A 22425-nucleotide genomic window follows, 5' to 3' on the forward strand; every position below is an offset into this window, starting at 1 on the left:
GCGCGCGGGGGCCGCGGAACGACGACGCGGCGGGCGGGGCGGAACGCCGGTCCGCCCCCGGAGCCGCCGGGACGCCGATGTGGCGGGTACCCGGCGGTGCGCCGGGGGGCGGGAGGCGGCGGGCGAGTGTTCTCCCGCCCGTCACCCGCTCGTAGCACACGGCATTCCACCCGCTTCGATACGTAATGTATCTGATCTTTTTTCGATCAATCGCTCTTTCGCTCTTGACTTCGGTCACGGCTGGTCGAAAGATCTCGGCCAACGCCAATGTCGTCGCCTGTTCAGGAGTCTCGCTGTGAGCCGCAGTTCGAGCAGAACGTCCCTCGCCGTCGTCGGCGCCGCCACCGCACTCGCCGTTCTCACGGCCTGTGGCGGCAGCGGCGACGACAAAGCCTCCGCCGGAAGCGACGGCAAGCCCGTCAGCATCACGTTCTGGGGCTGGGCCAAGGGGTCCAAGGAGGTCGTTGACGCCTTCAACGCCTCGCACAAGAACATCAAGGTGGTCTACGAGGAGATCCCGTCCGGCAACGCCGGCGGCTACGCCAAGATCTCCAACGCGGTCAAGGCGGGCAACGCCCCCGACCTGGTCTCCATCGAGTACCCGCAGCTTCCGGAGTACGTCAGCCAGGGCGCGCTCCAGGACATCGGGAAGTACTTCACCGACGACATCAAGAAGAAGCTGCTCCCCCAGGCCGTGGACCTGACCACGCTGGGCGGGAAGAGCTGGGCCGTCCCGTTCGACGCCTCGCCGCAGGCCTTCTACTACCGCAAGGACCTGTTCGAGAAGTACGGCGTCGAGGTCCCCAAGACCTGGGACGACTTCCGCAAGGCCGCCGAGAAGGTCAAGAAGGCCGACAAGAAGGCCCGGATCGGCACCTTCTTCCCGGACGACCCGACCACGTTCCAGGCGATGGCCTGGCAGGCCGGCGCCCAGTGGTACAAGCCCGAGGGCGACACCTGGAAGGTCAGCACGAACGACGCCGCCACCAACAAGGTCGCCGACTACTGGCAGGGCCTGCTCGACGACGACCTGATCCGCTCGAACGCCTCGTTCAGCCCCGAGTGGACCAACTCCCTCAAGAACGGCGGCACCATCGGCTACCTCGGCGCCGCCTGGGGCGCCGGCGTCCTCAAGGGCACCCTGCCCGAGCAGAGCGGCAAGTGGGCCGTCGCCCCGATGCCCAGCTGGGACGGCAAGCCGGCCAGCGGCATGCTCGGCGGCTCCACCTTCGCGGTGACCAAGGACAGCAAGAAGGCCGAGGCCGCGGTCGAGTTCGCCACCTGGATGTCGACCACCGAGGAGGGCATCAAGGCCCGCATCGAGTCCGGCACCTCCAGCGCCTTCCCGGCCGCGTCCGCGCTGCGCCCGGTCGCGAAGAAGGCGTTCGACGCCGGTTACTACGGCGGCGAGGACATCTACCAGGTCTTCGAGGGCGCCGCGGCGTCCATCGGCCAGAACTGGAGCTGGGGCCCGACCACCGGCACCACGAACACCACCCTGAAGGACCAGTTCGGCAAGGTCGCCAGCGGCTCCTCCACCATCAAGGACGCGGTCAAGGCCGGCCACGACGCCACCGTCGCCGAGCTGAAGAAGCGCGGTCTGAAGGTCGAGGACGCAGGCTGATGAAACACGCCCGGACGACCAGAGCCGCCGCCATTCTGCTGGGGCCCTTCTTCGTACTGTTCACCGTGGCCATGGTGCTGCCGATCGGATACGCGGTCTGGCTCAGCCTGTTCACCGAGAAACAGTCCGGCCTGGGCTTCGGCGGCACCGAGACCGTCTTCAGCGGACTCGACAACTACACGGCGGCCCTGGGCGACCGGGCGTTCCGCGAGGGCTTCGGCGTGCTCCTCGGGTACTGCCTGTTCTACATCCCGCTGCTGCTCATCGGAGCCCTCGCCCTCGCCCTGCTGCTGGACTCCGCGCTGGCCCGCGCCCGCCGCTTCTTCCAGCTCGCGCTCTTCCTGCCGCACGCGGTGCCCGGGATCATCGCCGCGCTGATCTGGGTCTACCTCTACACGCCCCAGCTCAGCCCGGTCGTCAGCGCCATGGAGTCCGGCGGGCTCGGCTTCGACTTCTTCTCGCCCGAGGGCGCCCTCCCGTCCGTCGTGAACATCGCCCTGTGGGAGTGGCTCGGCTACAACATGGTGATCTTCTACGCCGCGCTGCAGGCCATCGACCGGTCCGTCCTGGAGGCGGCGACCGTCGACGGGGCCGGCGCCTGGCGCATCGCGATCGGCATCAAGGTGCCGCTGATCCGCGCCTCGGTCGTGATGGTCGCCCTGTTCACGGTCATCGGCTCGCTCCAGCTGTTCACCGAGCCCCTGATCCTCAACCGGGGAACGGGCTCCGCCGTCACCTCCACCTGGACGCCGAACATGTACGCGTACACCGCGGCCTTCGAACGCAACGACTACGGCCTCGCCGCGGCCGCGTCCATCCTGCTGGCGCTCACGGCCGCGCTGCTGTCCTTCGTCGTCACCCGCTTCACCGGCCGGAAGGGCAAGAAAGCATGAACTCCCCCGCCTCCCGAAGCCGCTGGATGTCGAAGACCGCCGTCAACGGCTTCCTCCTGCTCGCCGTCGTCTACATGCTCTTCCCCCTGGTCTGGCTGGTCACGGCCGCCACGAAGGACACCGGCGACCTGCTCGCCGGCAACGCGTTCTCCTTCCAGGGCTTCAACCTCGGCGAGAACCTGTCGAACCTGGCCTCCTACGGCGACGGCATCTACTTCCGCTGGTACCTCAACAGCCTCCTGTACGCGGGCGTCGGCGCGCTCGTCTGCTCGCTGATCTGCGTGGCCGCCGGATACGCCTTCGACAAGTACGAGTTCCGCGGCAAGGAGAAGCTGTTCGGCCTGGTGCTGATGGGCGTGCTCGTCCCGACCACCGCGCTGGCCCTGCCGATGTACCTGCTGGCCTCCAAGACCGGCCTGGTCAACACCTACTGGTCGGTGCTGATCCCGGTGCTGGTCAACCCGTTCGGCGTGTATCTGGCCCGGGTGTTCAGCACCGGCTACATACCCAACGAGGCCCTGGAGGCCGCCCGTATCGACGGCGCCGGCGAGCTGCGCGTCTTCTGGTCCATCGGACTGCGCATGATCATGCCCGGCTTCGTGACCGTCTTCCTCTTCCAGTTCACCGCGATCTGGAACAACTTCTTCCTCCCCCTGGTGATGCTCTCGGACCGCAAGCTGTTCCCCCTGAGCCTGGGCCTGTACTCCTGGAACACCAACACCCACGGCGAGCCGAGCTTCTACCCGCTCGTCGTCACCGGCTCGCTCCTCGCCGTCATCCCCCTGATCGTCGCCTTCGTCTCGCTCCAACGGCACTGGAAGGCCGGACTGACCGCCGGCAGCGTCAAGTGACCCTTCCCACGAGCCCCCCACGAGCCCCGAGGAGTACGGGTACCACCATGCCCCACGCCACTGACAACCGGCCGAAGGCCCTGCTCGCGATGGGCCCGGGCATCGCCGACCGGCTGCTCGCCGACCGCCACCGCACCCGGCTGGCCGCCCTCACCCGCACCGACCCGCACCTCGTCGCCCACGACCTGACCGACCCGTCGCCGGAGGTGGCCGCCGCGTTCGCCGAGGCGGAGGTGCTGTTCACCTGCTGGGGCGCGACCCCGCTGACCGCCGAGGTGCTGGCGACGGCCCCCCGGCTGCGGGCCGTGGTGCACGCGGCCGGTTCCGTGAAGCACCACATCACCGACGCCTGCTGGGAGCGCGGCATCGCCGTCACCTCGGCGGCCGGGGCCAACGCGCTGCCGGTCGCGGAGTTCACGCTCGCCGCGATCCTCTTCGCGAACAAGCGCGTCCTCACCTCCGCCGACCGCTACCGCGCCCTGCGCGCCGACCACGACTGGCTCGCGGAACTCGACGGTTCCGGCAACTACCGCCGCACCGTCGGCGTCGTCGGCGCCTCCCGCATCGGCCGGCGCGTCATCGAGCTGCTGCGCCCCTTCGACCTGGACGTCCTGCTGTACGACCCGTACGTGGACGAGGCGGAGGCGGGCCGGCTCGGCGTCCGGCTCGCCCCGCTCGACGAGCTGTGCGCGCATAGCTCGGTGGTCTCGGTGCACGCCCCGCAGCTCCCGGAGACGCACCACATGATCGGCGCGACGCAGCTCTCCGCCATGGCGACCGGGACCACGCTGATCAACACCTCGCGGGGCTCGCTGGTCGACGAGGAGGCGCTGCTGCCCGAGCTGGTCTCCGGACGGCTGCACGCGGTGCTGGACGTGACGGACCCCGAGCTCCCGCCCGTCGGCTCTCCGTTGTTCGAGCTGCCGAACGTCCTGCTCACCCCGCACGTGGCGGGCTCGCTCGGCAACGAGCTGCACCGGATGGCCGACCAGGCGCTGGACGAGCTGGAACGCTACGCGCGGGGGCGGCCGTTCGCGGACCCGGTCCGCGCGGGAGCGCTGCCGCACTCGGCCTGACCGCGCCGCGGGCCCTCCGCCCGCCCCTTCCCCGGCCCGTGGCCCTTTGGCCACGGGCCGTCCGCGTGTCCGGGGCCGGCGCCCGCCCGGGCCGGCGCCTGCCGGGGGCCGCCGGGGGCCGCCGGGGGCCGGGCCTGCCGGGGCCGGGACCGGGCCCGCCTGAGGCCGAGGCCGCCGGGGTGCGTCGGGCTCGCCCCGCCGGAGGGGGCGGCGCCCGCCCGGGCCGGTGCGACGCGTCCTACGGTGTGCGGCCGTCCCTGACCCCCGCACAGGCCGAGGCCCGGTGTCCCGCGACGGGATACCGGGCCTCGGTGGCTGGTGCCGGGGTGACGCCTCAGTGCGCGTGGCCGTGGCCGCCGTGGCCGGCCTCGGCCTCCTCCTCGGCCGGCTTCTCGACGACCAGGGTCTCGGTCGTGAGCAGCAGCGACGCGATGGACGCGGCGTTCTCCAGCGCGGAGCGGGTGACCTTGACCGGGTCGATGACGCCGGCCTTCACCAGGTCGCCGTACTCGCCGGTCGCGGCGTTGAAGCCCTGGCCCTTGTCGAGCTCGGCGACCTTGGAGGTGATGACGTAGCCCTCCAGGCCGGCGTTCTCGGCGATCCAGCGCAGCGGCTCGACGGCGGCGCGGCGCACGACCGCGACACCGGTGGCCTCGTCGCCGGTCTTGCCGAGGTTGTCGTCCAGGACCTTGACGGCGTGGACCAGAGCGGAGCCACCACCGGAGACGATGCCCTCCTCGACCGCGGCGCGGGTCGCGGAGATGGCGTCCTCCAGACGGTGCTTCTTCTCCTTGAGCTCCACCTCGGTGGCCGCACCGACGCGGATCACGCAGACGCCGCCGGCCAGCTTCGCAAGGCGCTCCTGGAGCTTCTCGCGGTCCCAGTCGGAGTCCGTGGTCTCGATCTCGGCCTTGATCTGGTTGACCCGGCCCTTGACGTCGCCGGGCTCGCCGCCGCCGTCCACGATCGTGGTGTCGTCCTTGGTGACGGTGACGCGGCGGGCGGTGCCCAGCACGTCCAGACCGGCCTGGTCGAGCTTGAGGCCGACCTCCTCGGCGATGACGGTCGCACCGGTGAGGGTGGCGATGTCGCCGAGCATGGCCTTGCGGCGGTCGCCGAAGCCCGGGGCCTTCACCGCGACGGCGTTGAAGGTGCCGCGGATCTTGTTGACGACGAGGGTGGAGAGCGCCTCGCCCTCGACGTCCTCGGCGATGATCAGCAGCGGCTTGGAGCCACCGGCCTGGATGATCTTCTCCAGCAGCGGCAGAAGCTCCTGGATCGCGCCGATCTTGCCCTGGTGGACCAGGATGTACGGGTCGTCGAGGACGGCCTCCATGCGCTCCTGGTCGGTCACCATGTACGGGGACAGGTAGCCCTTGTCGAAGGCCATGCCCTCGGTGAAGTCGAGGTCCAGACCGAAGGTGTTGGACTCCTCGACGGTGATGACGCCGTCCTTGCCGACCTTGTCCATCGCGTCCGCGATGAGCTCGCCGACCTGCGGGTCCTGCGCGGAGAGCGCGGCCACGGCGGCGATGTCGGACTTGTCGTCGATCGGTCGGGCGGTCGCGAGGAGGTCCTCGGACACGGCCTTGACCGCGGCGTCGATGCCCTTCTTCAGGGCGGCCGGGGAGGCGCCCGCGGCGACGTTGCGCAGACCCTCGCGGACCAGCGCCTGGGCCAGCACGGTGGCGGTGGTGGTGCCGTCGCCCGCGATGTCGTTGGTCTTGGTCGCGACTTCCTTCACCAGCTGGGCGCCGAGGTTCTCGTACGGGTCCTCGATCTCGACCTCGCGCGCGATGGTGACACCGTCGTTGGTGATGGTGGGGGCGCCGAACTTCTTGTCGATGACGACGTTGCGGCCCTTGGGGCCGATCGTCACCTTGACCGTGTCGGCAAGCTTGTTGACGCCGCGCTCAAGGGCGCGACGGGCGTCCTCGTCGAACTTCAGGATCTTCGCCATGGGAGCTGAGCTTTCCTCTCGAACGAACCGCGCCCCCGGCCGCCCGGCTGATCAGGACGCACGGGGCCCGGGGGCGCGGAACGGAAGCAGACGTGGGTGAATTACTTCTCGATGATCGCGAGAACGTCGCGAGCCGAGAGAACGAGGTACTCCTCGCTGTTGTACTTCACCTCGGTGCCGCCGTACTTGCTGTACAGCACGATGTCGCCGGTCTTGACGTCGAGCGGCAGGCGCTCGCCGTTCTCGAAGCGGCCCGGGCCCACGGCCAGGACGACGCCCTCCTGGGGCTTCTCCTTGGCGGTGTCCGGGATGACCAGGCCGGAGGCCGTGGTCTGCTCGGCGTCGAGCGGCTGGACCACAATGCGGTCTTCGAGCGGCTTGATCGCAACCTTGGTGCTGGCGGTCGACACGATCCGGTCTCCCCCTTCGGAGATCTCACGGGGTTAAGAGTCTGTGGTGTGGCGACCAGGTAAATCCGTCGTCGCGGGTGCCGGACCTGCCCGTCGCACAGTACTGCTGGCACTCTCCAGTGGTGAGTGCCAGCACCGAGACTATGACCGCGATTAGCACTCGGTCAAGCGGAGTGCCAATTCAGCCAGTCGTGGCGTCCCGGATCCCCCCGCGCGGCGCCCGCCCGCCGCCCGCCGCGCGCCCGCCCGCGGCGATCCGGCCGCCGCCGGGCCGGGGCGGGGACGGAGCGTCCCGTTCCGCACGATCCCGGCCGCGCCGCCGCCGTGCGCGGCGACCGTGCCGGCCGGGCGGGAGGACTACCGCCGCGCGCACCCGGTGCCGGCGCCCGTCCCCACGTACGGCCCCGGGCGTTCCGGCCACCCGTGCCTCGGCGGCGGCGACGGCGGCGAGTGCCGGGGCTCGGGCGGCCGAGGGCAGGCGGCCGGTGCGCCGGGGTCCGCGCCGGGGCCGGGGGGCGGGCGGTCCCCCGGGTGCGCGCGGGGGCCCGCGGCGGGTTTCGGCCGGGGGTGGGTCATGTTCCGGGCGGCCTTGCGGCCCAGCCGTTCGATCGGGTCGACCGACTGGGCGCACCCGGCCGTCGCGGTCAGCAGCGCCCCGGCCGCCAGCGCCCCGGCGATCAGCCGGCGCGCCCGTCCCGCCCGCCCCGCTCGCCCCGCTCGTCTCATACGTAGTCCTCCAGCCGGGCCACGGCGAACCCCTGGTCGGTGATCGTCTTCATGACGGCGCGGACCAGGTCGGTCATGTCGGCGCCCCACTCACCGCGCCCCCGGAAGTGCGTGAGGATGATGTCGCCGGGGCGCAGCTTCCCGTCCCCCTCGCGCCACTCCATGTGGTCCGGGAAGGCCTCCGCGTTCCAGAGCGGCACGGCCTTGACGCCACAGGACTTCGCGATGCGGAGGGTGTCCCGGTTGTAGTTCCCGTACGGCGGGCGGAAGAGGACCGGCCGCTTCCCGAACTGCTTCTGGATGACGTCCTGCTGCCCACAGATCTCGCGCTTCTGCTCCTCGTGGGAGAGCCCGGGCAGATAGCGGTGGTTGAGGGTGTGGTTGTTGAGGGTGACGCCCAGCCGCTGGGCCTCGCCGAAGTACCCGTAGCCGCCGTTCACCTCGTGGTCGCTGAGGAACGCGCTGTACGGGATGTCCAGCTCGTCCATCATCCGGAGCAGTTCGGGGTCCTTCTCCGCGCCGTCGTCCATGGTCAGGAACACCACCCGCTCCTTGGTCGGGACGGTGGTGAAGACCGGCGGGAGCGAGGGGTCGCCGCCCGTGACCTCGAAGCCCGGGCGGGTGGTGAGGCGCGGTCTGGCGGCGGGCGGCGGGGGCGCGATCAGCGGGGCGCGGACCAGCCCCCACTTCTTGGCGAGGGCCGCCCGTACGGCGGGGGCGAGCGCGGCGTTCTCCCGCGCCGCGCCGGGCGCGCCGCGGTCGGCGGGCAGCCCCGCGCCCGCCCGGTGCCCGGGGCCGCCGGGCCGGCCGGAGGGCGGCACGCCGAACATCTCGGCGGAGGGGCCCGCGGAGGGTCCGGCCTCCGCCCGCTCCCCGGCCCCGGAGGCGCATCCCGAGCCGACGGCGGCGACCAGGAGTGCGGCCAGGACCGCGCGGGCCGGCCGGCGCCCCGCGGCGCGCGGCCCGCGGGAGGGGCACGGGCCCGATTCACACGCTGTCATGGCTCAGCCTTCCTTTTGTCGCATTAGTCGCATTAGTCGTATAAATGACGGTCGGCGTCGCATCCTGCCAGAGCGGGCGGGGCGCTCCGGGCCGACACCGCCGCCGGTCCCGGTGGTCGACCCGACTGGCTCACCCCGACTGGCTCACAATGGGGCGGGTGAACGCTCTCGACCCGAACGACCCGGCCGGTACGCCCGACCCGGCAGGACCGAACGACCCGAATGCCACGTCCGACGCGGACACCGGCGCGGACACCGGCCCCGGCGCCCCGGCGGGCGCGGCCGGCCCGTCCGGCGCCCGGGCCCGGTCCGGGGCCGACGCCCCGTCCGGCGCCGACGATCCGCTCGCCGCCTTCCTGGCCCTGCGCTCCCCCGAGGGGGCGGCGCTCCTGGACGAGCTGCGGTCGTACGACCCCGCCCGGGAGCTGGCCACCGCGACCCGGCTGCGCCGCACGCATCCGGCCGCCCTGGTGTCGGCGGCGCTGGGACAGGCGCGGCTTCGGCAGCGGGCGGCGGCGAAGTTCGGCGCCGAGGACGCGCACCGGATGTTCTTCACGCCGAACGGCGTCGAGCAGGCGACCCGGACGTCGGTGGCCGCGCACCGGGCGCGGCGGTTCGCCGGGGCGGGCGGGGTGCGGAGCGTCGCGGACCTCTGCTGCGGGATCGGCGGCGACGCGATCGCGTTCGCCCGGGCGGGCATCCGGGTGCTGGCCGTGGACCGGGACCCGCTGACCGCCGAGGTGGCCCGCGCCAACGCCGCCGCGCTGGGGCTGGCGGAGCTGATCGAGGTGCGGTGCGCCGACGTCGCCGAGGTCGACGTCTCGGGTTACGACGCGGTCTTCGTCGACCCGGCCCGGCGCGGCGGCCGGGGCCGGATCTTCGACCCCGAGGCCTACTCGCCGCCGCTGTCCTGGGCGACCGGGGCCGCGCTGCGGGCTCCGCGCGCCGCGCTGAAGGTCGCCCCCGGCATCCCGCACGAGACGGTCCCGGAGCAGGCGGAGGCCGAGTGGATCTCGGACGGCGGCGACGTGAAGGAGGCGGTGCTGTGGTTCGGCGCGGGCTTCACGCCGGGCGCGCACCGCGCCACCGTGCTCCCGTCCGGGGCCGGGCTGTGGTCCGCGGAGCCGCTGCCCGCCCCGCCGGTCGGCCCGGTCGGGCGCTATCTGTACGAGCCGGACGGCGCGGTGATCCGGGCCCATCTGGTCGCGGACGTCGTGGCGCGGTGCGACGGCCGGCTGATCGACGAGACCATCGCGTACGTCACGAGCGACCGCCCGTACGCGTCCCCGTACACCTCCGGGTACGAGATCACCGACCAGCTGCCGTTCAACCTGAAGAGGCTGAGGGCGCTGCTGCGGGAGCGGGAGGTCGGCGTGCTGACGGTGAAGAAGCGCGGCTCGGCGGTCGAGCCGGAGGAGCTGCGCCGCCGGATGAAGCTGCGGGGGCCGAACGCCGCCACGGTCTTCCTCACCCGGGTGGCCGGGGCCCCGACGATGCTGATCGGCCACCCGGTGACGGCCCCCGCCTGAGCGGACGGACGCGGAAGGGCGGGGCGAGGCCGGGCGAGCGGGGCGCGGCGCGAAAGGGCGGGCCGGCGCGGAAGGGCGGGCCGGCGCGGAAGGGCGGGCCGGCGGCCGTCAGGCCGCCCGTCCGGAGGAGGATGACCGCCCACCAGTGCCACGCCATGCGACGCCCCCCGTCCGGCCGAACGCGTTCGGCCTGTCTCCGACCGGCCCGGGCAGGTCAGCGGTGCGCGCCGCCGCCGACCGAGAAGAGCGGTTCCGGGCGGGGCGCGCCGACCAGCACCCGCATCACCCAGCGGCGGTGTGCGAACGCCTTGACGATCCCGATCAGCCCGGTGATCCAGGAGATCATCCCGAGCCCCATGATCAGGGCGGCCTGCCCGTAGGTCTCCCCGAGCCCCTCGTCGGTCGCGGGGACCGCGACGCAGAGGTAGAGCCCGAGCCCGCACAGCGCGTACGACGGCAGCAGCCAGAGCAGGCCCGCCCCGGGCATCCGCAGCCGGGCGTCGCGCTCCGGATCGCGGGCCAACTCGCCCCAGGCGTCGAGCAGTCCGCGGATCTCGCGGTCGCGGCCCAGCCCGGCGGCGACGAGCAGGGCCCCGGGCACCGCGAAGCCGAGGCCCATGACGGCGAGGATCAGCGCGATCCCGACGCCGAAGATCTCGTCGTGGGTCTCCTGGAACGTGACCAGCGCCGCGCACACCAGCGACCAGCCGATCGCGCAGAGCGCGCCCCACAGCCACAGCAGGGCCAGCCGTCCGGGCGAGACGTGCTTGCGCACCAGTTCCCCGAGCACCGCGGCCCGGTCGGCGAGCATCGCCCCGTCGTCGGGCCAGGCGCGTATCTCCACGGGGGGTGGGGGCGGCGGCAGTTGGGAGCGCGAGGACATGGGCCCGACCCTATCGGGGCCGCGCCGGGGCCCCGCCGGGCGGCACGATGCGCCCGGATCGCCCCGGTGCCATGCTGGGAGAGGGACACACGGAGGTTCGCGATGGGGTTCTACGCCGAACGGATCGTGCCCCGGCTCGTCGACGCCGTCGGCGGGATGAGGTCGACCGAACCGCTGCGGCGCCGGGTCTGCGAGGGCCTGTACGGCGAGATCATCGAGATCGGGTTCGGTTCCGGGCGCAATGTGCCCTTCTACCCGGCGGCCGTCACCGACGTGGCCGCGATCGAGCCGTCCGACCTCGGCTGGCGGCTGGCCCGGGAACGGATCGACGCGGGGCGCACCCCGGTCCGGCGCGTGGGGCTGGACTGCCAGTACCTGCCGTTCGACGACGAGATCTTCGACGGCGCGCTGTCCACCTGGACGCTGTGCACCGTCCCCGACGCCGACGCGGCGCTGCGCGAGCTGCGGCGGGTCCTCAGGCCCGGCGGGACGCTGCACTTCCTGGAGCACGGGCTGGCCCCGGAGGAGGACGAGAGCGTACGCCGCTGGCAGCGCCGCCTCGACCCGCTGGAGCGGCGGCTCCTCGCGGGGTGCCGGCTGAACCGGTCGGTCACGGGGATGCTGACGGCGGCGGGCTTCACCATCGTCGACCTGGACGTGTTCTACGAGAGGGGCGCGCCGAAGGCGCTGGGAGCCGGCTCCCTGGGCGTGGCCCTGCGCTGACGGGGGCGGGGCGACCACGGGCGCGGACCGCCCGTACGGGCGAGGCCCCGTACTCCCACCGGGCGGTCCGCCCCCGCCGGCCGCCGGGCGTCATCCCCGCGTCGACGGGGAGGCGGCCGGGCCGGCGCCCGCCCCGGAGTCCTCCCGGGCGTCCCCCGGAGCGGCGGCGGCCGGGGCGTCCCGTGCCGCCGTGCGCGGGAGCAGCACCAGGGCCGCCAGCGCGGCGGCCGCGAGCAGCCCCGCGCAGACCCAGAACGCGGCCGCGTAACCGGCCGCGAGGTCGGACGGCCGCCGCCCGTCGCCGGTGGCCCCGGCGGCGACGGTGACCAGGACCGCGAGCCCCAGCGAGCCGCCCACCTGGCGGGCGCTGTTCAGCAGCCCGGAGGCCATGCCGGTCTCCTCGGGCGCGACATCGGTCGTGGCGGCGGTGCCCAGCGGCACGAAGCACATGCCGATGCCGACGCTGCACACCAGGGACGGTCCGAGGATCGAGTACAGGAAGCTCCCGTCGGCCACCGCGGTCGCCGCGAACCCGGCGAGTCCGAGCGCGGCGAGGGCGCCGCCCGACGCCAGCAGCCGCCGGGTGCCGAGCCGCGCGACCGTCCGGGTGGCGATGACCGAGCCCGTGACGACGCCCGCCGTGAACGGCAGGAAGGCGGCGCCCGCGGCGGTCGGCCCGTAGCCGAGCACCAGCTGCATGAAGAGCGAGACGAAGTAGAACGCGGCGAACTGGCCGGAGCTGAGCAGCAGGGCGAACAGGTTCGCGGTCAGCACCGGCCGCCCCCTCAGCAGCCCGGGTCGGAGCAGCGGGTTCCGGGTCCGCAGCTCGACGGCGGTGAACGCGATCAGCAGCAGCGCGGCGGCGCCGAGCGTGCTCAGCGTCCGGGCCGAGCCCCATGGGTGGACCGAGGTGCCGACCAGCCCGAGGACCAGCAGCGTGGTGCCCGCGGTGGCGAGCAGCGCCCCGGCCACGTCGAGCCGGGCCCCGGTCCGGACGGTGCCGCTCCGCAGCCCGGTGCGCGCCGCCCCCACCAGGGCGAACAGCACGATCGGCACGTTGATCAGCATCACCGCCCGCCAGCCCGCGGCGTCGGTGAGCAGTCCTCCGGCGAGCACGCCGACCGCGCCGCCCGCGGCCCCCGCCATGCCCCACAGCCCGAGCGCGCGGGACCGGGCGGGCCCGGCCGGGAAGGCCAGGGCGATCAGGGCGAACGCGACCGGGGCCAGCGCCGCCGCGCCGACCCCCTGCGCCGCCCGCGCGGCGACCAGCGCGCCGGGCGAGGTCGCCAGTCCCCCGGCCAGGCTCGCGGCGCCGAACAGCGCCAGCCCGGTCGTCAGCACCCGGCGGCTGCCCACCAGGTCCGCGAGGCGTCCGCCGAGCATCAGCAGCCCGCCGAACGCCAGCGCGTAGGCGTTCACCACCCACAGGAGCCCCTCCGCGCCGAAGCCGAGCCCGTGCCGGATCGCCGGCAGCGCGACGTTCACCACGGACATGTCCAACGCCACCAGGAACTGCACGGTGAGCGCCACCGCCAGCAGCCAACGTGTGCGCCGCGACCGGTCGTCCACGACGTCCCCTTCCGCTCGTGCCCACTCCGCCGCCCCTTCGGCGGCCGGATTAATTACTATACGCGTATAGAAATGGCCGGAACGCCCCGGGAGCCGAGCCGGGACGGGCGGGGGACAATGCCGGAGTGCCAGAGAGAGAACAGCCGCCGGAGCCGGGGACGCCCGCGCGGACGGCGAAGAAGCGGACGGCCGGGAAGCGGACGGCGGACGGCGACGCGCGGCCGGCGGACGGCGGCGGCGAGCGGGCCACCGGGAAGCGGTCCGTCGGACGCCCCCGCAGGCTCGACCCGGACGCGATGGTCGCCACGGCGCGCCGCATCATCGAGGAGGAGGGCGTGGCCGCGCTGAGCATGCGGCGGGTGGCCAAAGAGCTGGGCTCCACGCCGATGGCGCTGTACCACTACGTGCGGGACAAGGACGAGCTGCTGATGCTCACCCTGTCGGGCACGGCGGACGCCTTCCCCCGCCCCGAGCTGCCAAAGGACCCGCGCGAACGGCTGCTCGCGGTGGCGGTGCACATGCACTCCGTCCTCGCCCGGCTGCCCTGGGTGCTGGACGTGCTGGCCCTGGGCGAGCTGACCGACAGGAACGCGCTGTGGATGGTCGAGGAGATCGTCGACTGCGCCCTCGCCTGCGGCCTCTCCCCCGCCCGCGCGGTGCGCGCGTACCGGACGATCTGGAGCTACGTCTACGGCGACCTGGTCTTCCGCAGGGCGGCCGAGCGTCGCGCCGAGAACCCGCCGAGCGGACGCCGGTACTTCCCCGAGATGATCACCGAGGAGGACGCCGCCGAGCTGCCCCGGCTCACCGCGGTCAAGGACCGCTGGCGGGAGTACGCCGAGGACTACGAGCCGGCCGAGGAGCTGGACGCGATCGTCGAGGGCCTGCTCCGCCACGGCTCCCGGGCCGACTGACCGGCGGCCGGCCGACCGGGCGGCCGCCCCGGACCGTGGAGGCCCCGCGCGGCGGGCGCCCCGGGCACGGGCGACCCCCGGCCCGCGCCGGGGCTGCCTCCATGTCGCGAATCCGCCGGTATGCCGGACGGGCCGCTCCGAGACTGGCCCCATGACCACCACGACCAGGACCACGACCACAGCCGAGACCACGACCACGGCGACCGCGGGCGCCGCCACGGCCACCGCGTACACGCCCCTGCCCATCCCGCCCGCCGCGCTCGCCGGGCTCCGCCGCGCCGACGACTCCGGACGGCCCGCCCGGCCGTTCACCGCGCGCGAGGACGGGGTCCCCGTCGACTGCGTGGGCAGCCCGCTGCGCTGTTGCCTGCGGCCCGTCGAGGCGGGCGAGCGGGTGGCGCTCGTCTCGTACGCGCCGCTGCGGCGCTGGGCCGCGGCGGCGGGCGCCGAGCCGGGGGCGTACGACGAGACGGGCCCGGTGTTCATCCACGCCGAGGAGTGCGCGGGCCCCGGGGACGCCCGCGGCTACCCCTTCGCGCGGCCGGGGGCCCTGCGCACCGTCCGCCGCTACGACGCCGGGGGACGCATCGTCGGGGGCCGCCCCTTCGAGATCCCCGAGGACGCCGGGGCGGGGTTCGACCGGGTGCTCGCGGAGGCCTTCGCCGATCCGGCGGTGGCCCTGGTGCACGTGCGCGCCCTGGAGTACGGCTGCTTCCTCTTCGAGGTGCGGCGTCCGTAGCCCCCGCTTCCCGCGCCGCCGCCCGTCCCCGCGACGCGCCCCGGTCGGCCCCGGACCCCGTCCGGTCCGGGGTGCGCTCAGTCGGCGGACTCCACGGCCCCCAGCGACTCGAAGCGCCAGCGGTGCACCGGGCGCGTGATCAACTCGGCTGCGGGCTCCGGGAGTTCGGGCAGGTCGTCGCCGAAGGACGCGTCCCACCAGGTGATGACCAGCACCCGGTCCTGCGGGGCGCGCAGCAGTTCCCGGCGCAGCGGCTCGCGGGCCAGTTCGGCGGCGCGGGCGCGCGCCCACTCCAGGAGTTCCGGTCCGCGGCCGGCGACGGCGCGGGCCTCCCACATCAGCGCGACGGCGGCGGCGCTCATGAGTAGAGGTTCTCCTTGCTGATCTCGTGCACGTGATCGTGGTCGTGCGCGTGCCCGTGCGCGTTCCCCCGCTCCTGGGCGTGGGCGCCGGGCACATGGGCGTCCGTGACCGGAAGCGAGGAGTCCGCGGAGAGCTCCCAGTCCGAGGCGGGCCGGCCCCGGGCGACCATCTCCGCGCCCAGCGCGGCGACCATCGCCCCGTTGTCCGTGCACAGCTTCGGCCGCGGCACCCGCAGCCGGATGCCGGCCCGTTCGCAGCGCTCCTCGGCCAGTGCCCGCAGCCGCGAGTTGGCCGCGACGCCGCCGCCGATCATCAGGTGGTCGACGCCCTCGTCCTTGCACGCCCGGACGGCCTTGCGGGTGAGCACGTCCACCACGGCCTCCTGGAAGGACGCCGCCACGTCCCGTACCGGCACCTCCTCGCCCGCCGCGCGCTTGGCCTCGACCCAGCGGGCCACCGAGGTCTTCAGGCCGGAGAAGGAGAAGTCGTACGCGGGGTCCCGGGAGCCGCTCAGGCCGCGCGGGAACGCGATCGCCGCCGGGTCCCCCTCGCGCGCCAGCCGGTCGATGACCGGGCCGCCGGGGAAGCCCAGGTCCAGCACCCGGGCGATCTTGTCGAACGCCTCGCCCGCCGCGTCGTCGATGGTCGCGCCCAGCGGCCGCACGTCGGCGGTGATGTCCGGGGCCAGCAGGAGCGAGGAGTGGCCGCCGCTGACCAGCAGCGCCATCGTCGGCTCGGGCAGCGGGCCGTGCTCCAGCTGGTCGACGCAGATGTGCGAGGCGAGGTGGTTCACCCCGTAGAGCGGCTTGCCCAGCGCGTACGCGTACGCCTTCGCCGCCGAGACGCCGACCAGCAGCGCGCCCGCGAGGCCGGGACCGGCCGTGACGGAGATCCCGTCGAGGTCGCGGGCACCGACCCCGGCCTCCTTCAGGGCGCGCTCGATGGTGGGGACCATCGCCTCCAGGTGCGCGCGGGACGCGATCTCCGGGACGACGCCGCCGAACCGGGCGTGCGTGTCGACGCTGGAGGCGACGGCGTCGGCGAGCAGCGTGGTGCCCCGGACGATGCCGACGCCGGTCTCGTCGCAGGAGGTCTCGATGCCGAGTACGAGCGGTTCGTCAGCCATCAGTCAGTCCCTGTTTCCATTGCGGGCTCTTGTACGTCCAGTGCTCCGGCGGGCCGCCGCGCGCCGCCCGCGCCCCCGCCCTCCGCGTCCGTGCCTTCCGTGCCGTCCGCGTCGTCCGCCGCGCGTTCCAGGTTCTCGCGCACGCGCAGGCGCATCACGAGCGCGTCGACGTTGCCCGGCTGGTAGTAGCCGCGGCGGAAGCCGATCGGTTCGAAGCCGAAGCGTTCGTACAGCCTCTGCGCCCGGGTGTTGTCCACGCGGACTTCGAGGAGCACCTCGGCGCACTCGAAGGCCGTGGCGTGTTTCAGCAGGTCGGTGAGGAGGGCGGAGCCCAGACCGCCGCCCCAGTGACCGCGGGTGACGCCGATCGTCTGCACGTCCGCGAGGTCCCCGGCCGCGGCGAGGCCGGCGTAGCCGACGATCCGGCCGGTGGCGGGGTCCTCGGCGACGACATAGCGGCGGGTGGCCCCCGGGCCTCGGGAGTGCGCCAGCTCGGACCAGAACATGCCGGCCGACCAGGCGTCCTCCGGGAACAGCTCGGCTTCCAGCTCCAGCACCGGGTCGATGTCCCACCAGCGCATCTCGCGCAGCACGACGGCCGCGTTCGTGCTCGTGCTCGTCACTTCGGGGTGACCACCTTGTAGTTCTTCGGGACCTGGGCGTCGGGCCTGCGCAGGTAGAGCGGCTGGGGCGGCAGCAGCTCCTGCCCGGCGGCGAGCCGTTCGGCGGCGAGGGCGGCCAGCGCGCCCGCCGCGACGTGCTCCGGGCCCCGGCCGTCGGGGAACGCCTCGGGGTAGAGGGTCGCGCCCGCCCCGACGACGGGGAGTCCGGCGAGCGCCTCGGCGATGTCGGCGGGGCGGTCGACGGCGGGCCCGGCGACCCGGGTGCGGAAGTCCTCGTACCGCGCCCAGTAGACCTCCTTGCGGCGCGCGTCCGTGGCGACGGCGAACGGGCCCTCCAGCCCGTCCCGCCCGGCGGCGTACGCGAGGCCGTCCAGGGTGCACAGCCCGTGCACGGGCACGGAGAGCGCGGAACCGAAGGTCGCGGCCGTGACCAGCCCGACCCGCAGCCCGGTGTACGGGCCGGGGCCGACGCCCACGACCACGTCCGTCACTGCGGCGAGCTTCGTGCCGGCCTCCGCGAGGACCCGGTCGACGGCGGGCAGCAGCAGCTCCCCGTGCCTTCGGGCGTCGACCTGTCCGTACTCGGCGACGACGGATTTCCCGTCGTGCAGGGCGACGGTGACGGCGGGGGTGGCGGTATCCACGGCGAGCAAGAGCACGCAAACAGCCTACGGCTCCGCCGGACGGGGCACCGCGCCCCGGCCCGGCGTCCCGGCAGGACCGGCGCGACCGGCCCCGGCTGCTACCGTCACCGTGCACACGTGAGTACGACCTAACGACGTAAACGCTTGTACGACAAACACGTGTGCTGTGGACGAAGGCGAAAGGGGCGCACACGGTGGCTAAGGGCAGCTCGGGAATCGTGGCCGGGCTCACCGCGGCGGCACTCGCCGTCGTCGGCGTCCTGGCGTACCAGGCGTCCGCGAACGCGCCGGCGTCCGTGGCAGCCCCGGACCCGAAGGCGTCCGCGCCCGCGCACGCCACCGCTTCGGCGAAGCCGGAGAAGAAGAAGGAGACCCCGCCCGCGCTCCCCGCCGAATCCGGGACGGGCAAGCGGACGGTGTACGCGCTGGCCGACCGGCGGGTGTGGCTCGTCGACGAGAGCGAGAAGGTGCTCAGGACCTTCGCGGTCGTGCCGAGCGCGCTGAGCCCCGCGCCCGGGTCGTACCGGGTGACCAGTCGCGGGGAAGCGCCCACCAAGGGCTCGGACGGCGTGATGATCGAGCACGTGGTGCGGTTCGCGACGGTCGAGGGAGTGACCGTCGGCTTCAGCGCGGCGGTGGACGGCTCGATGACGAGCCCGGACCCGTCGTTGAAGACGGGCGGCGTGCGGATGTCCCGGGCCGACGGGGACGCGCTGTGGAACTTCGCGTGGAACCGCACCGAAGTGGTCGTGGTCCCCTGAGCGGCGGCCGGCGACGCCCCTGAACCCGGGCGACGCCCCTGACTCGCGGCGCGCGCCGCTCACCGGATCGCGCGCCGCTCACCGGATCGCGCGCCGCTCACCGGATCGCGACGGCCGACGTCAGCCCGCCCGGCGGAGCAGGGCCGGCTCGGCGTCCTCGGCGTCCTCGCCCTCGTGCTCACTCCCGCTCTCGCCGTCGGCGGCGTCCGCGGCGCGCTCCTCGGACGGCGGGGGCGGCGTCGAGACCGCCGACGCCGCGGCACAGGACGCCAGCAGGTCGCTCATCGACGGCGGCGGCACGTCGCGTTCGGCGGGCGTCGTCATGGGTGCCTCCCGGGGGCTCCGATGGAAGGCGCGGTTAGGCAGACCTAACCCGCTCTCACCCGTCCATGGGAACACGCCCGCCCCACCCCGCGCAACAATTTGCCGACACGCTGTCGGAAAGTGTTTCCACCGGCGGAACATCGCACCTTGTCGCGATTCGGTCACGCCGCGTGATGCCCGGCGCGCTGCCGGGGGGCGCGGCCGCCCCGCGACCGTGCCCCGGCCATCCCGCCTCCGCGCACGGGCCGCCGCACACGCCTCCCCGCGCGCTTCCCGGCCGGGTCCCTTCCGGTACGGCGCCACGGCGTACGGCGGTACGGACGTGTCAGCCCGCCAGCGCCTCGCGCAGCCCGGCCCAGCGCTCCCCGACGCCGACCAGTGTCACCGTGCGCCGCTCGTCGTCCGTGTCGCCGACCGCGCGGTGGATCAGCACCCGCAGGCGGTTCTCCGACAGCTCCTCGACCTTGCCGTCGCCCCACTCCACGACCACCACCGAGTCCGGCAGTGACACGTCGAGGTCCAGGTCCTCCATCTCGTCGAGCCCGCCGCCCAGGCGGTACGCGTCGACGTGGACCAGGGCCGGGCCGCCGGTCAGCGACGGGTGGACGCGGGCGATCACGAAGGTGGGGGACGTCACGGCGCCGCGCACCCCGAGCCCCTCGCCCAGGCCCCGGGTCAGCGTCGTCTTCCCCGCGCCCAGCTCCCCGGTGAGCATCACGAGGTCGCCGGGGCGCAGCACTCCGGCGATCCGGCGGCCCAGGGCCTGCATCTGTTCGGGGGATTCGACGGCCAGGCCGACGGTGACGGCGCCCTCCACGACGCCCTCCCCGGCGCTCCCGCCGACCCCTTCGCCGGCGCCTGCGCCGACGCTCTCCCCGGCCGTCTCAGCGGTCCCGGTCACCGGAGCCGTCGGGCTGTTGTGCGGTGCTTCCATGTCCGCCAACGTTAGTCGCTGCGGGCACCGCGCCGATGCGCACCAGCAGGTCCGCCAGCCGGTCCGTGACCGTCTCCGGGTGCTCCAGCATCACCAGGTGGCCGCCGTCCGGGACGATGACCAGCTCCGCCTCCGGCAGCTGATCGGCGATGGCCTCGCTGTGCGAGCTGGGCGTCACCAGGTCCTTGTCGCCCGCCAGGATGAGCACCGGGAGGTCGCGGAAGGCGGGCAGCGCGGAGCTCTTGTCGTGTTCGGTGAACGCCGGGTAGAACTCCGCGACCACGTCGATCGGGGTGGACTCGATGAGCCGTTCCGCGAAACGTTCCACGGCCGGGTCGACGTCCCGCGACCCGAACGAGTACTTCTTGATCAGCCCGGCGAACAGGTCCGCGGTCGCCCGCCGGCCGCGCTCGACCAGTTCGGCCTGGGAGCCGAGCGCCCGCAGCACCCCCGGCAGCACCCGCCGCACCGCGTTCACGCCCGCGAGCGGCAGCCCGAAGCTGACCTCGCCGAGCTTCCCGCTCGATGTGCCGACGAACGCGACGGCGGCCACCCGGTCCCGCACCAGCTGCGGGTACTGCTCGGCCAGGGCCATGATCGTCATGCCGCCCATCGAGTGCCCGACCAGCACCAGCCTGCCCTCCGGGGCGGCCGCGTCGATGACCGCCTTGAGGTCCCGGCCGAGCTGGTCGATGCCGACCGGCACCCCGTCCGCCTGGGCCCGGCCCCGCTCCGAGCGGCCGTGGCTGCGCTGGTCCCAGTGGACGGTCCGGACCAGGCCGCGCAGCGCCGCCCGCTGGAAGTGCCAGGAGTCCTGGTTGAGGCAGTAGCCGTGGCTGAAGACGATGGTGACGGGCACGGGCGCCTTGCGGCCGAAGAGCCTGCGGCGGCGGGACCCGTTGCCCGTGGCGGCCCCGGCGTCGGCGGACGCGGCCCCGGCGTCGGCGGGCCGGACGCCGCCCGTCCCGTCGCCCTCCCCGGGGGGCGTCCCGTCGCTCTCCTCGACGCGCTCGCCGTCCGGCTCGACCTCGTCGACCTCGTAGTAGAGCTCGGTGCCGTCGTCGGCGGCGGCCCGGCCCGGCAGCCCGCGCAGCGAGCCGTACGGGCCCGAGGCGTCCAGCGCCAGCCTGGCCCGTTTGCGCATGCCGCGCCCCACGGTCAGCCGCTCGACCGCGACTCCCGCCGCCGCGCCCGCCGCGAGCACGCCTATGGCGGCCCCGGCGATCCCGGCGCGGCGCCAGCCGGCCGTCGTGGCGCCCGCCGTCACGGCGTCCGTCGCCGCGCTGATCTCGCTCACCGTGCCGCGCTCCTCGCCTCGTCGGTCGTGATCGATCGTGCCCCATCGCCGTCCGGTCCTACCCGGTCGTGATCAGATCGTGCCTGGTCAGGAGGAACGAACGGTCAGGACTCGGCCGGAGCGGCGTGCAGGTGGACGCGGGGCACCCGGGCCCCGATCCGGGTGACGATCTCGTACGCGATCGTGTCGGCGGCCTGCGCCCAGTCCTCGGCGGTCGGCTCACCGCGGTCCCCCGGGCCGAAGAGCACGGCCTCGTCGCCCACCGCGACCTCGTCCCCGTCGAGATCGACGACGAACTGGTCCATGGCGACCCGGCCGGCGACCCGCCGCCGCTTGCCGCCGACCAGGACGGGCCCGCGGCCGGAGGCGTGGCGCGGGATGCCGTCCGCGTAGCCGACCGGCACCAGGCCCAGGGTGGTCTCCCGCCCGGTCGTGTAGAGGTGCCCGTAGCTGATCCCGTGACCGGCCGGGGCCTGCTTGACCAGGGCGACCGACGCGGCGAGCGTCATGACGGGGCGCAGCCCGAAGTCGGCCGGGGCGCCCAGTTCGGGACTGGGCGAGAGGCCGTACATCGCGATCCCGGTCCGCACGAGGTCGAAGTGGGCCTCGGGGAGGGTCAGCGTCGCCGGGGAGTTGGCGATGTGCCGGACCTCGGGGTCGATGCCCTCCTTCTCCGCGTACCCGGTCATGTCCCGGAAGGCGTTCAGCTGCCGGGCGATGGAGGGATGGCCCGGTTCGTCGGCGCAGGCGAAGTGGGACCACAGGCCGGTGACCCGGAGGGCGCCCGCCGCCTCGGCGGCGAGGGCGGCGGAGACCAGCTCCGGCCAGTCGGCGGGCTGGCAGCCGTTGCGCCCGAGCCCGGTGTCGGCCTTGAGCTGGACCCGGGCCGGAAGGCCGGCCTCGGCGGCCGCGGCGACGACCTCGCGCAGCGCCCACATCCCGCTCACGGACACGTCGATGCCGGCCTCGATCGCCTCGCGCCAGGGCCCGCCCGGCGTCCACAGCCAGCACATCACCCGGCCGCCGAGCCCGGCGGCCCTCAGGGCCAGCGCCTCCTGCGGGGTGGCGGTGCCCAGCCAGGTCGCCCCGGCCGCCAGCGCGGCCCGTGCGCAGGGCACCGCCCCGTGCCCGTACGCGTCGGACTTGACGACGGCCATGAGCTGCGCGCCGGGCGTCCGGGAGCGCAGTTCGCGCACGTTCGCGCGCAGAGCGGCGAGGTCGATTTCGGCACGGGCTCTCAAGGACGCTGTCTCGTTCATCGTGCCCCAGTCTCTCAGAGCCGCCCGACGTGCCCTTTCGGCACACGGGCCGGGAGCGGCCGGGGACGGGCCGCCGCGGGGCCGCCCGGCCCCGGGGTGAGGGACCCTCGAAGGACCGTCCGGGGCGGCACGGGCGGTACGGGCCGTACGGAAGGCGGCGCGGGCGGGAGGGAAGGCGGCGCGGGCGGCACGGAAG

22 protein-coding genes are annotated in these 22425 nt (G+C 74.1%); 9 read left to right on the plus strand and 13 right to left on the minus strand.

Annotated features, from left to right (window positions below; all coding sequences use genetic code 11):
* The first annotated feature begins 295 nt into the window (after positions 1-295).
* Genes WA762_RS08190 through WA762_RS08205 form a run of 4 tightly spaced genes read left to right on the plus strand, consistent with a single transcriptional unit; the run spans position 296 to position 4444 of the window.
* Positions 296-1624, plus strand: a complete 1329-nt coding sequence (locus WA762_RS08190) for an ABC transporter substrate-binding protein (RefSeq protein WP_335934298.1) — start codon at positions 296-298, stop codon at positions 1622-1624.
* Entirely contained in the window at positions 1624-2517 is an 894-nt protein-coding gene (locus WA762_RS08195) for a carbohydrate ABC transporter permease (RefSeq protein WP_335934300.1), read from the plus strand. The genes WA762_RS08190 and WA762_RS08195 overlap by 1 nt, the downstream gene beginning before the upstream one ends.
* Positions 2514-3368: a carbohydrate ABC transporter permease gene (locus WA762_RS08200; protein WP_335934302.1), complete on the plus strand. Its 855-nt coding sequence runs from the start codon at positions 2514-2516 to the stop codon at positions 3366-3368. Before WA762_RS08195 ends, WA762_RS08200 begins: the two co-directional genes overlap by 4 nt.
* Positions 3369-3415: 47 nt before the next feature.
* Positions 3416-4444 (plus strand): hydroxyacid dehydrogenase, encoded by a 1029-nt coding sequence (locus tag WA762_RS08205; RefSeq protein ID WP_335934304.1) that lies wholly within the window; start codon positions 3416-3418, stop codon positions 4442-4444.
* A gap of 334 nt (positions 4445-4778) precedes the next feature.
* Here the strand turns inward: WA762_RS08205 and groL are convergent, their stop codons facing one another.
* The 3 genes from groL to WA762_RS08220 form a co-directional block, all read right to left on the minus strand.
* Positions 4779-6404, minus strand: a complete 1626-nt coding sequence (gene groL / locus WA762_RS08210; protein WP_335934306.1) for a chaperonin GroEL — start codon at positions 6402-6404, stop codon at positions 4779-4781.
* A gap of 101 nt (positions 6405-6505) precedes the next feature.
* Entirely contained in the window at positions 6506-6814 is a 309-nt protein-coding gene (gene groES / locus WA762_RS08215; protein WP_073786877.1) for a co-chaperone GroES, read from the minus strand.
* Positions 6815-7536: 722 nt separating this feature from the next.
* Entirely contained in the window at positions 7537-8541 is a 1005-nt protein-coding gene (locus WA762_RS08220) for a polysaccharide deacetylase family protein (protein WP_335934310.1), read from the minus strand.
* A gap of 356 nt (positions 8542-8897) precedes the next feature.
* Here WA762_RS08220 and WA762_RS08225 point away from each other — a divergent pair, with 356 nt between their 5' ends.
* Entirely contained in the window at positions 8898-10070 is a 1173-nt protein-coding gene (locus WA762_RS08225; protein ID WP_335934632.1) for a THUMP-like domain-containing protein, read from the plus strand.
* Positions 10071-10284: 214 nt separating this feature from the next.
* On the opposite strand, the gene WA762_RS08230 is transcribed toward WA762_RS08225, so the two are convergent.
* Positions 10285-10953: a hypothetical protein gene (locus WA762_RS08230; protein WP_335934312.1), complete on the minus strand. Its 669-nt coding sequence runs from the start codon at positions 10951-10953 to the stop codon at positions 10285-10287.
* 102 nt (positions 10954-11055) lie between these two features.
* Here WA762_RS08230 and WA762_RS08235 point away from each other — a divergent pair, with 102 nt between their 5' ends.
* Positions 11056-11676, plus strand: coding sequence for a class I SAM-dependent methyltransferase (locus tag WA762_RS08235; protein WP_335934313.1), 621 nt, complete (start codon positions 11056-11058; stop codon positions 11674-11676).
* A gap of 90 nt (positions 11677-11766) precedes the next feature.
* Here WA762_RS08235 and WA762_RS08240 read toward each other — a convergent pair whose 3' ends face one another.
* Positions 11767-13245, minus strand: a complete 1479-nt coding sequence (locus WA762_RS08240) for an MFS transporter (protein WP_335934315.1) — start codon at positions 13243-13245, stop codon at positions 11767-11769.
* A 125-nt stretch (positions 13246-13370) separates the two neighbouring features.
* Between WA762_RS08240 and WA762_RS08245 the strand changes: the two genes are divergently transcribed.
* Together WA762_RS08245 and WA762_RS08250 are read left to right on the plus strand one after the other, a co-directional pair.
* Positions 13371-14159: a TetR/AcrR family transcriptional regulator gene (locus WA762_RS08245; protein WP_335934317.1), complete on the plus strand. Its 789-nt coding sequence runs from the start codon at positions 13371-13373 to the stop codon at positions 14157-14159.
* Positions 14160-14310: 151 nt separating this feature from the next.
* Entirely contained in the window at positions 14311-14898 is a 588-nt protein-coding gene (locus WA762_RS08250; protein WP_335934319.1) for a DUF1203 domain-containing protein, read from the plus strand.
* A gap of 77 nt (positions 14899-14975) precedes the next feature.
* Here WA762_RS08250 and WA762_RS08255 read toward each other — a convergent pair whose 3' ends face one another.
* The 4 genes from WA762_RS08255 to tsaB are packed head-to-tail and all read right to left on the minus strand — an operon-like array spanning position 14976 to position 17669.
* Entirely contained in the window at positions 14976-15260 is a 285-nt protein-coding gene (locus WA762_RS08255; RefSeq protein ID WP_335934321.1) for a hypothetical protein, read from the minus strand.
* Positions 15257-16387, minus strand: coding sequence for a tRNA (adenosine(37)-N6)-threonylcarbamoyltransferase complex transferase subunit TsaD (tsaD, locus tag WA762_RS08260; RefSeq protein ID WP_335934323.1), 1131 nt, complete (start codon positions 16385-16387; stop codon positions 15257-15259). The genes WA762_RS08255 and tsaD overlap by 4 nt, the downstream gene beginning before the upstream one ends.
* Complete coding sequence (gene rimI, locus WA762_RS08265; RefSeq protein ID WP_335934635.1) at positions 16387-16968, minus strand: ribosomal protein S18-alanine N-acetyltransferase; 582 nt, start codon at positions 16966-16968, stop codon at positions 16387-16389. Before rimI ends, tsaD begins: the two co-directional genes overlap by 1 nt.
* Before the next feature lie 38 nt (positions 16969-17006).
* On the minus strand, positions 17007-17669 hold the full coding sequence (gene tsaB / locus WA762_RS08270) for a tRNA (adenosine(37)-N6)-threonylcarbamoyltransferase complex dimerization subunit type 1 TsaB (RefSeq protein WP_335934325.1): 663 nt from the start codon (positions 17667-17669) through the stop codon (positions 17007-17009).
* Between the two features lie 179 nt (positions 17670-17848).
* Between tsaB and WA762_RS08275 the strand changes: the two genes are divergently transcribed.
* Positions 17849-18415: a hypothetical protein gene (locus WA762_RS08275; RefSeq protein WP_335934326.1), complete on the plus strand. Its 567-nt coding sequence runs from the start codon at positions 17849-17851 to the stop codon at positions 18413-18415.
* A gap of 120 nt (positions 18416-18535) precedes the next feature.
* Here the strand turns inward: WA762_RS08275 and WA762_RS08280 are convergent, their stop codons facing one another.
* The 4 genes from WA762_RS08280 to alr form a co-directional block, all read right to left on the minus strand.
* Positions 18536-18739: a hypothetical protein gene (locus tag WA762_RS08280; protein WP_335934327.1), complete on the minus strand. Its 204-nt coding sequence runs from the start codon at positions 18737-18739 to the stop codon at positions 18536-18538.
* 325 nt (positions 18740-19064) lie between these two features.
* Positions 19065-19673, minus strand: a complete 609-nt coding sequence (gene tsaE, locus WA762_RS08285) for a tRNA (adenosine(37)-N6)-threonylcarbamoyltransferase complex ATPase subunit type 1 TsaE (protein ID WP_443080544.1) — start codon at positions 19671-19673, stop codon at positions 19065-19067.
* Entirely contained in the window at positions 19624-20970 is a 1347-nt protein-coding gene (locus WA762_RS08290) for an alpha/beta fold hydrolase (protein ID WP_335934328.1), read from the minus strand. The genes tsaE and WA762_RS08290 overlap by 50 nt, the downstream gene beginning before the upstream one ends.
* Positions 20971-21074: 104 nt before the next feature.
* Positions 21075-22229, minus strand: a complete 1155-nt coding sequence (gene alr / locus WA762_RS08295; protein ID WP_335934329.1) for an alanine racemase — start codon at positions 22227-22229, stop codon at positions 21075-21077.
* Positions 22230-22425 lie beyond the last annotated feature (196 nt).

It is taken from the genome of Streptomyces tyrfis, assembly GCF_037034285.1.
Classification (GTDB): domain Bacteria; phylum Actinomycetota; class Actinomycetes; order Streptomycetales; family Streptomycetaceae; genus Streptomyces.

Excerpts from the sequence above, each read along its gene's own strand:
- WA762_RS08195 (WP_335934300.1), top strand. The coding sequence starts at position 1,624 with ATGAAACACGCCCGGACGACCAGAGCCGCCGCCATTCTGCTGGGGCCC.
- WA762_RS08200 (WP_335934302.1), top strand. The coding sequence starts at position 2,514 with ATGAACTCCCCCGCCTCCCGAAGCCGCTGGATGTCGAAGACCGCCGTC.
- WA762_RS08205 (WP_335934304.1), top strand. The coding sequence starts at position 3,416 with ATGCCCCACGCCACTGACAACCGGCCGAAGGCCCTGCTCGCGATGGGC.
- groL (WP_335934306.1), bottom strand. The coding sequence starts at position 6,404 with ATGGCGAAGATCCTGAAGTTCGACGAGGACGCCCGTCGCGCCCTTGAG.
- WA762_RS08220 (WP_335934310.1), bottom strand. The coding sequence starts at position 8,541 with ATGACAGCGTGTGAATCGGGCCCGTGCCCCTCCCGCGGGCCGCGCGCC.
- WA762_RS08230 (WP_335934312.1), bottom strand. The coding sequence starts at position 10,953 with ATGTCCTCGCGCTCCCAACTGCCGCCGCCCCCACCCCCCGTGGAGATA.
- WA762_RS08235 (WP_335934313.1), top strand. The coding sequence starts at position 11,056 with ATGGGGTTCTACGCCGAACGGATCGTGCCCCGGCTCGTCGACGCCGTC.
- WA762_RS08250 (WP_335934319.1), top strand. The coding sequence starts at position 14,311 with ATGACCACCACGACCAGGACCACGACCACAGCCGAGACCACGACCACG.
- WA762_RS08255 (WP_335934321.1), bottom strand. The coding sequence starts at position 15,260 with ATGAGCGCCGCCGCCGTCGCGCTGATGTGGGAGGCCCGCGCCGTCGCC.
- tsaD (WP_335934323.1), bottom strand. The coding sequence starts at position 16,387 with ATGGCTGACGAACCGCTCGTACTCGGCATCGAGACCTCCTGCGACGAG.
- rimI (WP_335934635.1), bottom strand. The coding sequence starts at position 16,968 with ATGCGCTGGTGGGACATCGACCCGGTGCTGGAGCTGGAAGCCGAGCTG.
- WA762_RS08280 (WP_335934327.1), bottom strand. The coding sequence starts at position 18,739 with ATGACGACGCCCGCCGAACGCGACGTGCCGCCGCCGTCGATGAGCGAC.
- tsaE (WP_443080544.1), bottom strand. The coding sequence starts at position 19,673 with ATGGAAGCACCGCACAACAGCCCGACGGCTCCGGTGACCGGGACCGCT.
- alr (WP_335934329.1), bottom strand. The coding sequence starts at position 22,229 with ATGAACGAGACAGCGTCCTTGAGAGCCCGTGCCGAAATCGACCTCGCC.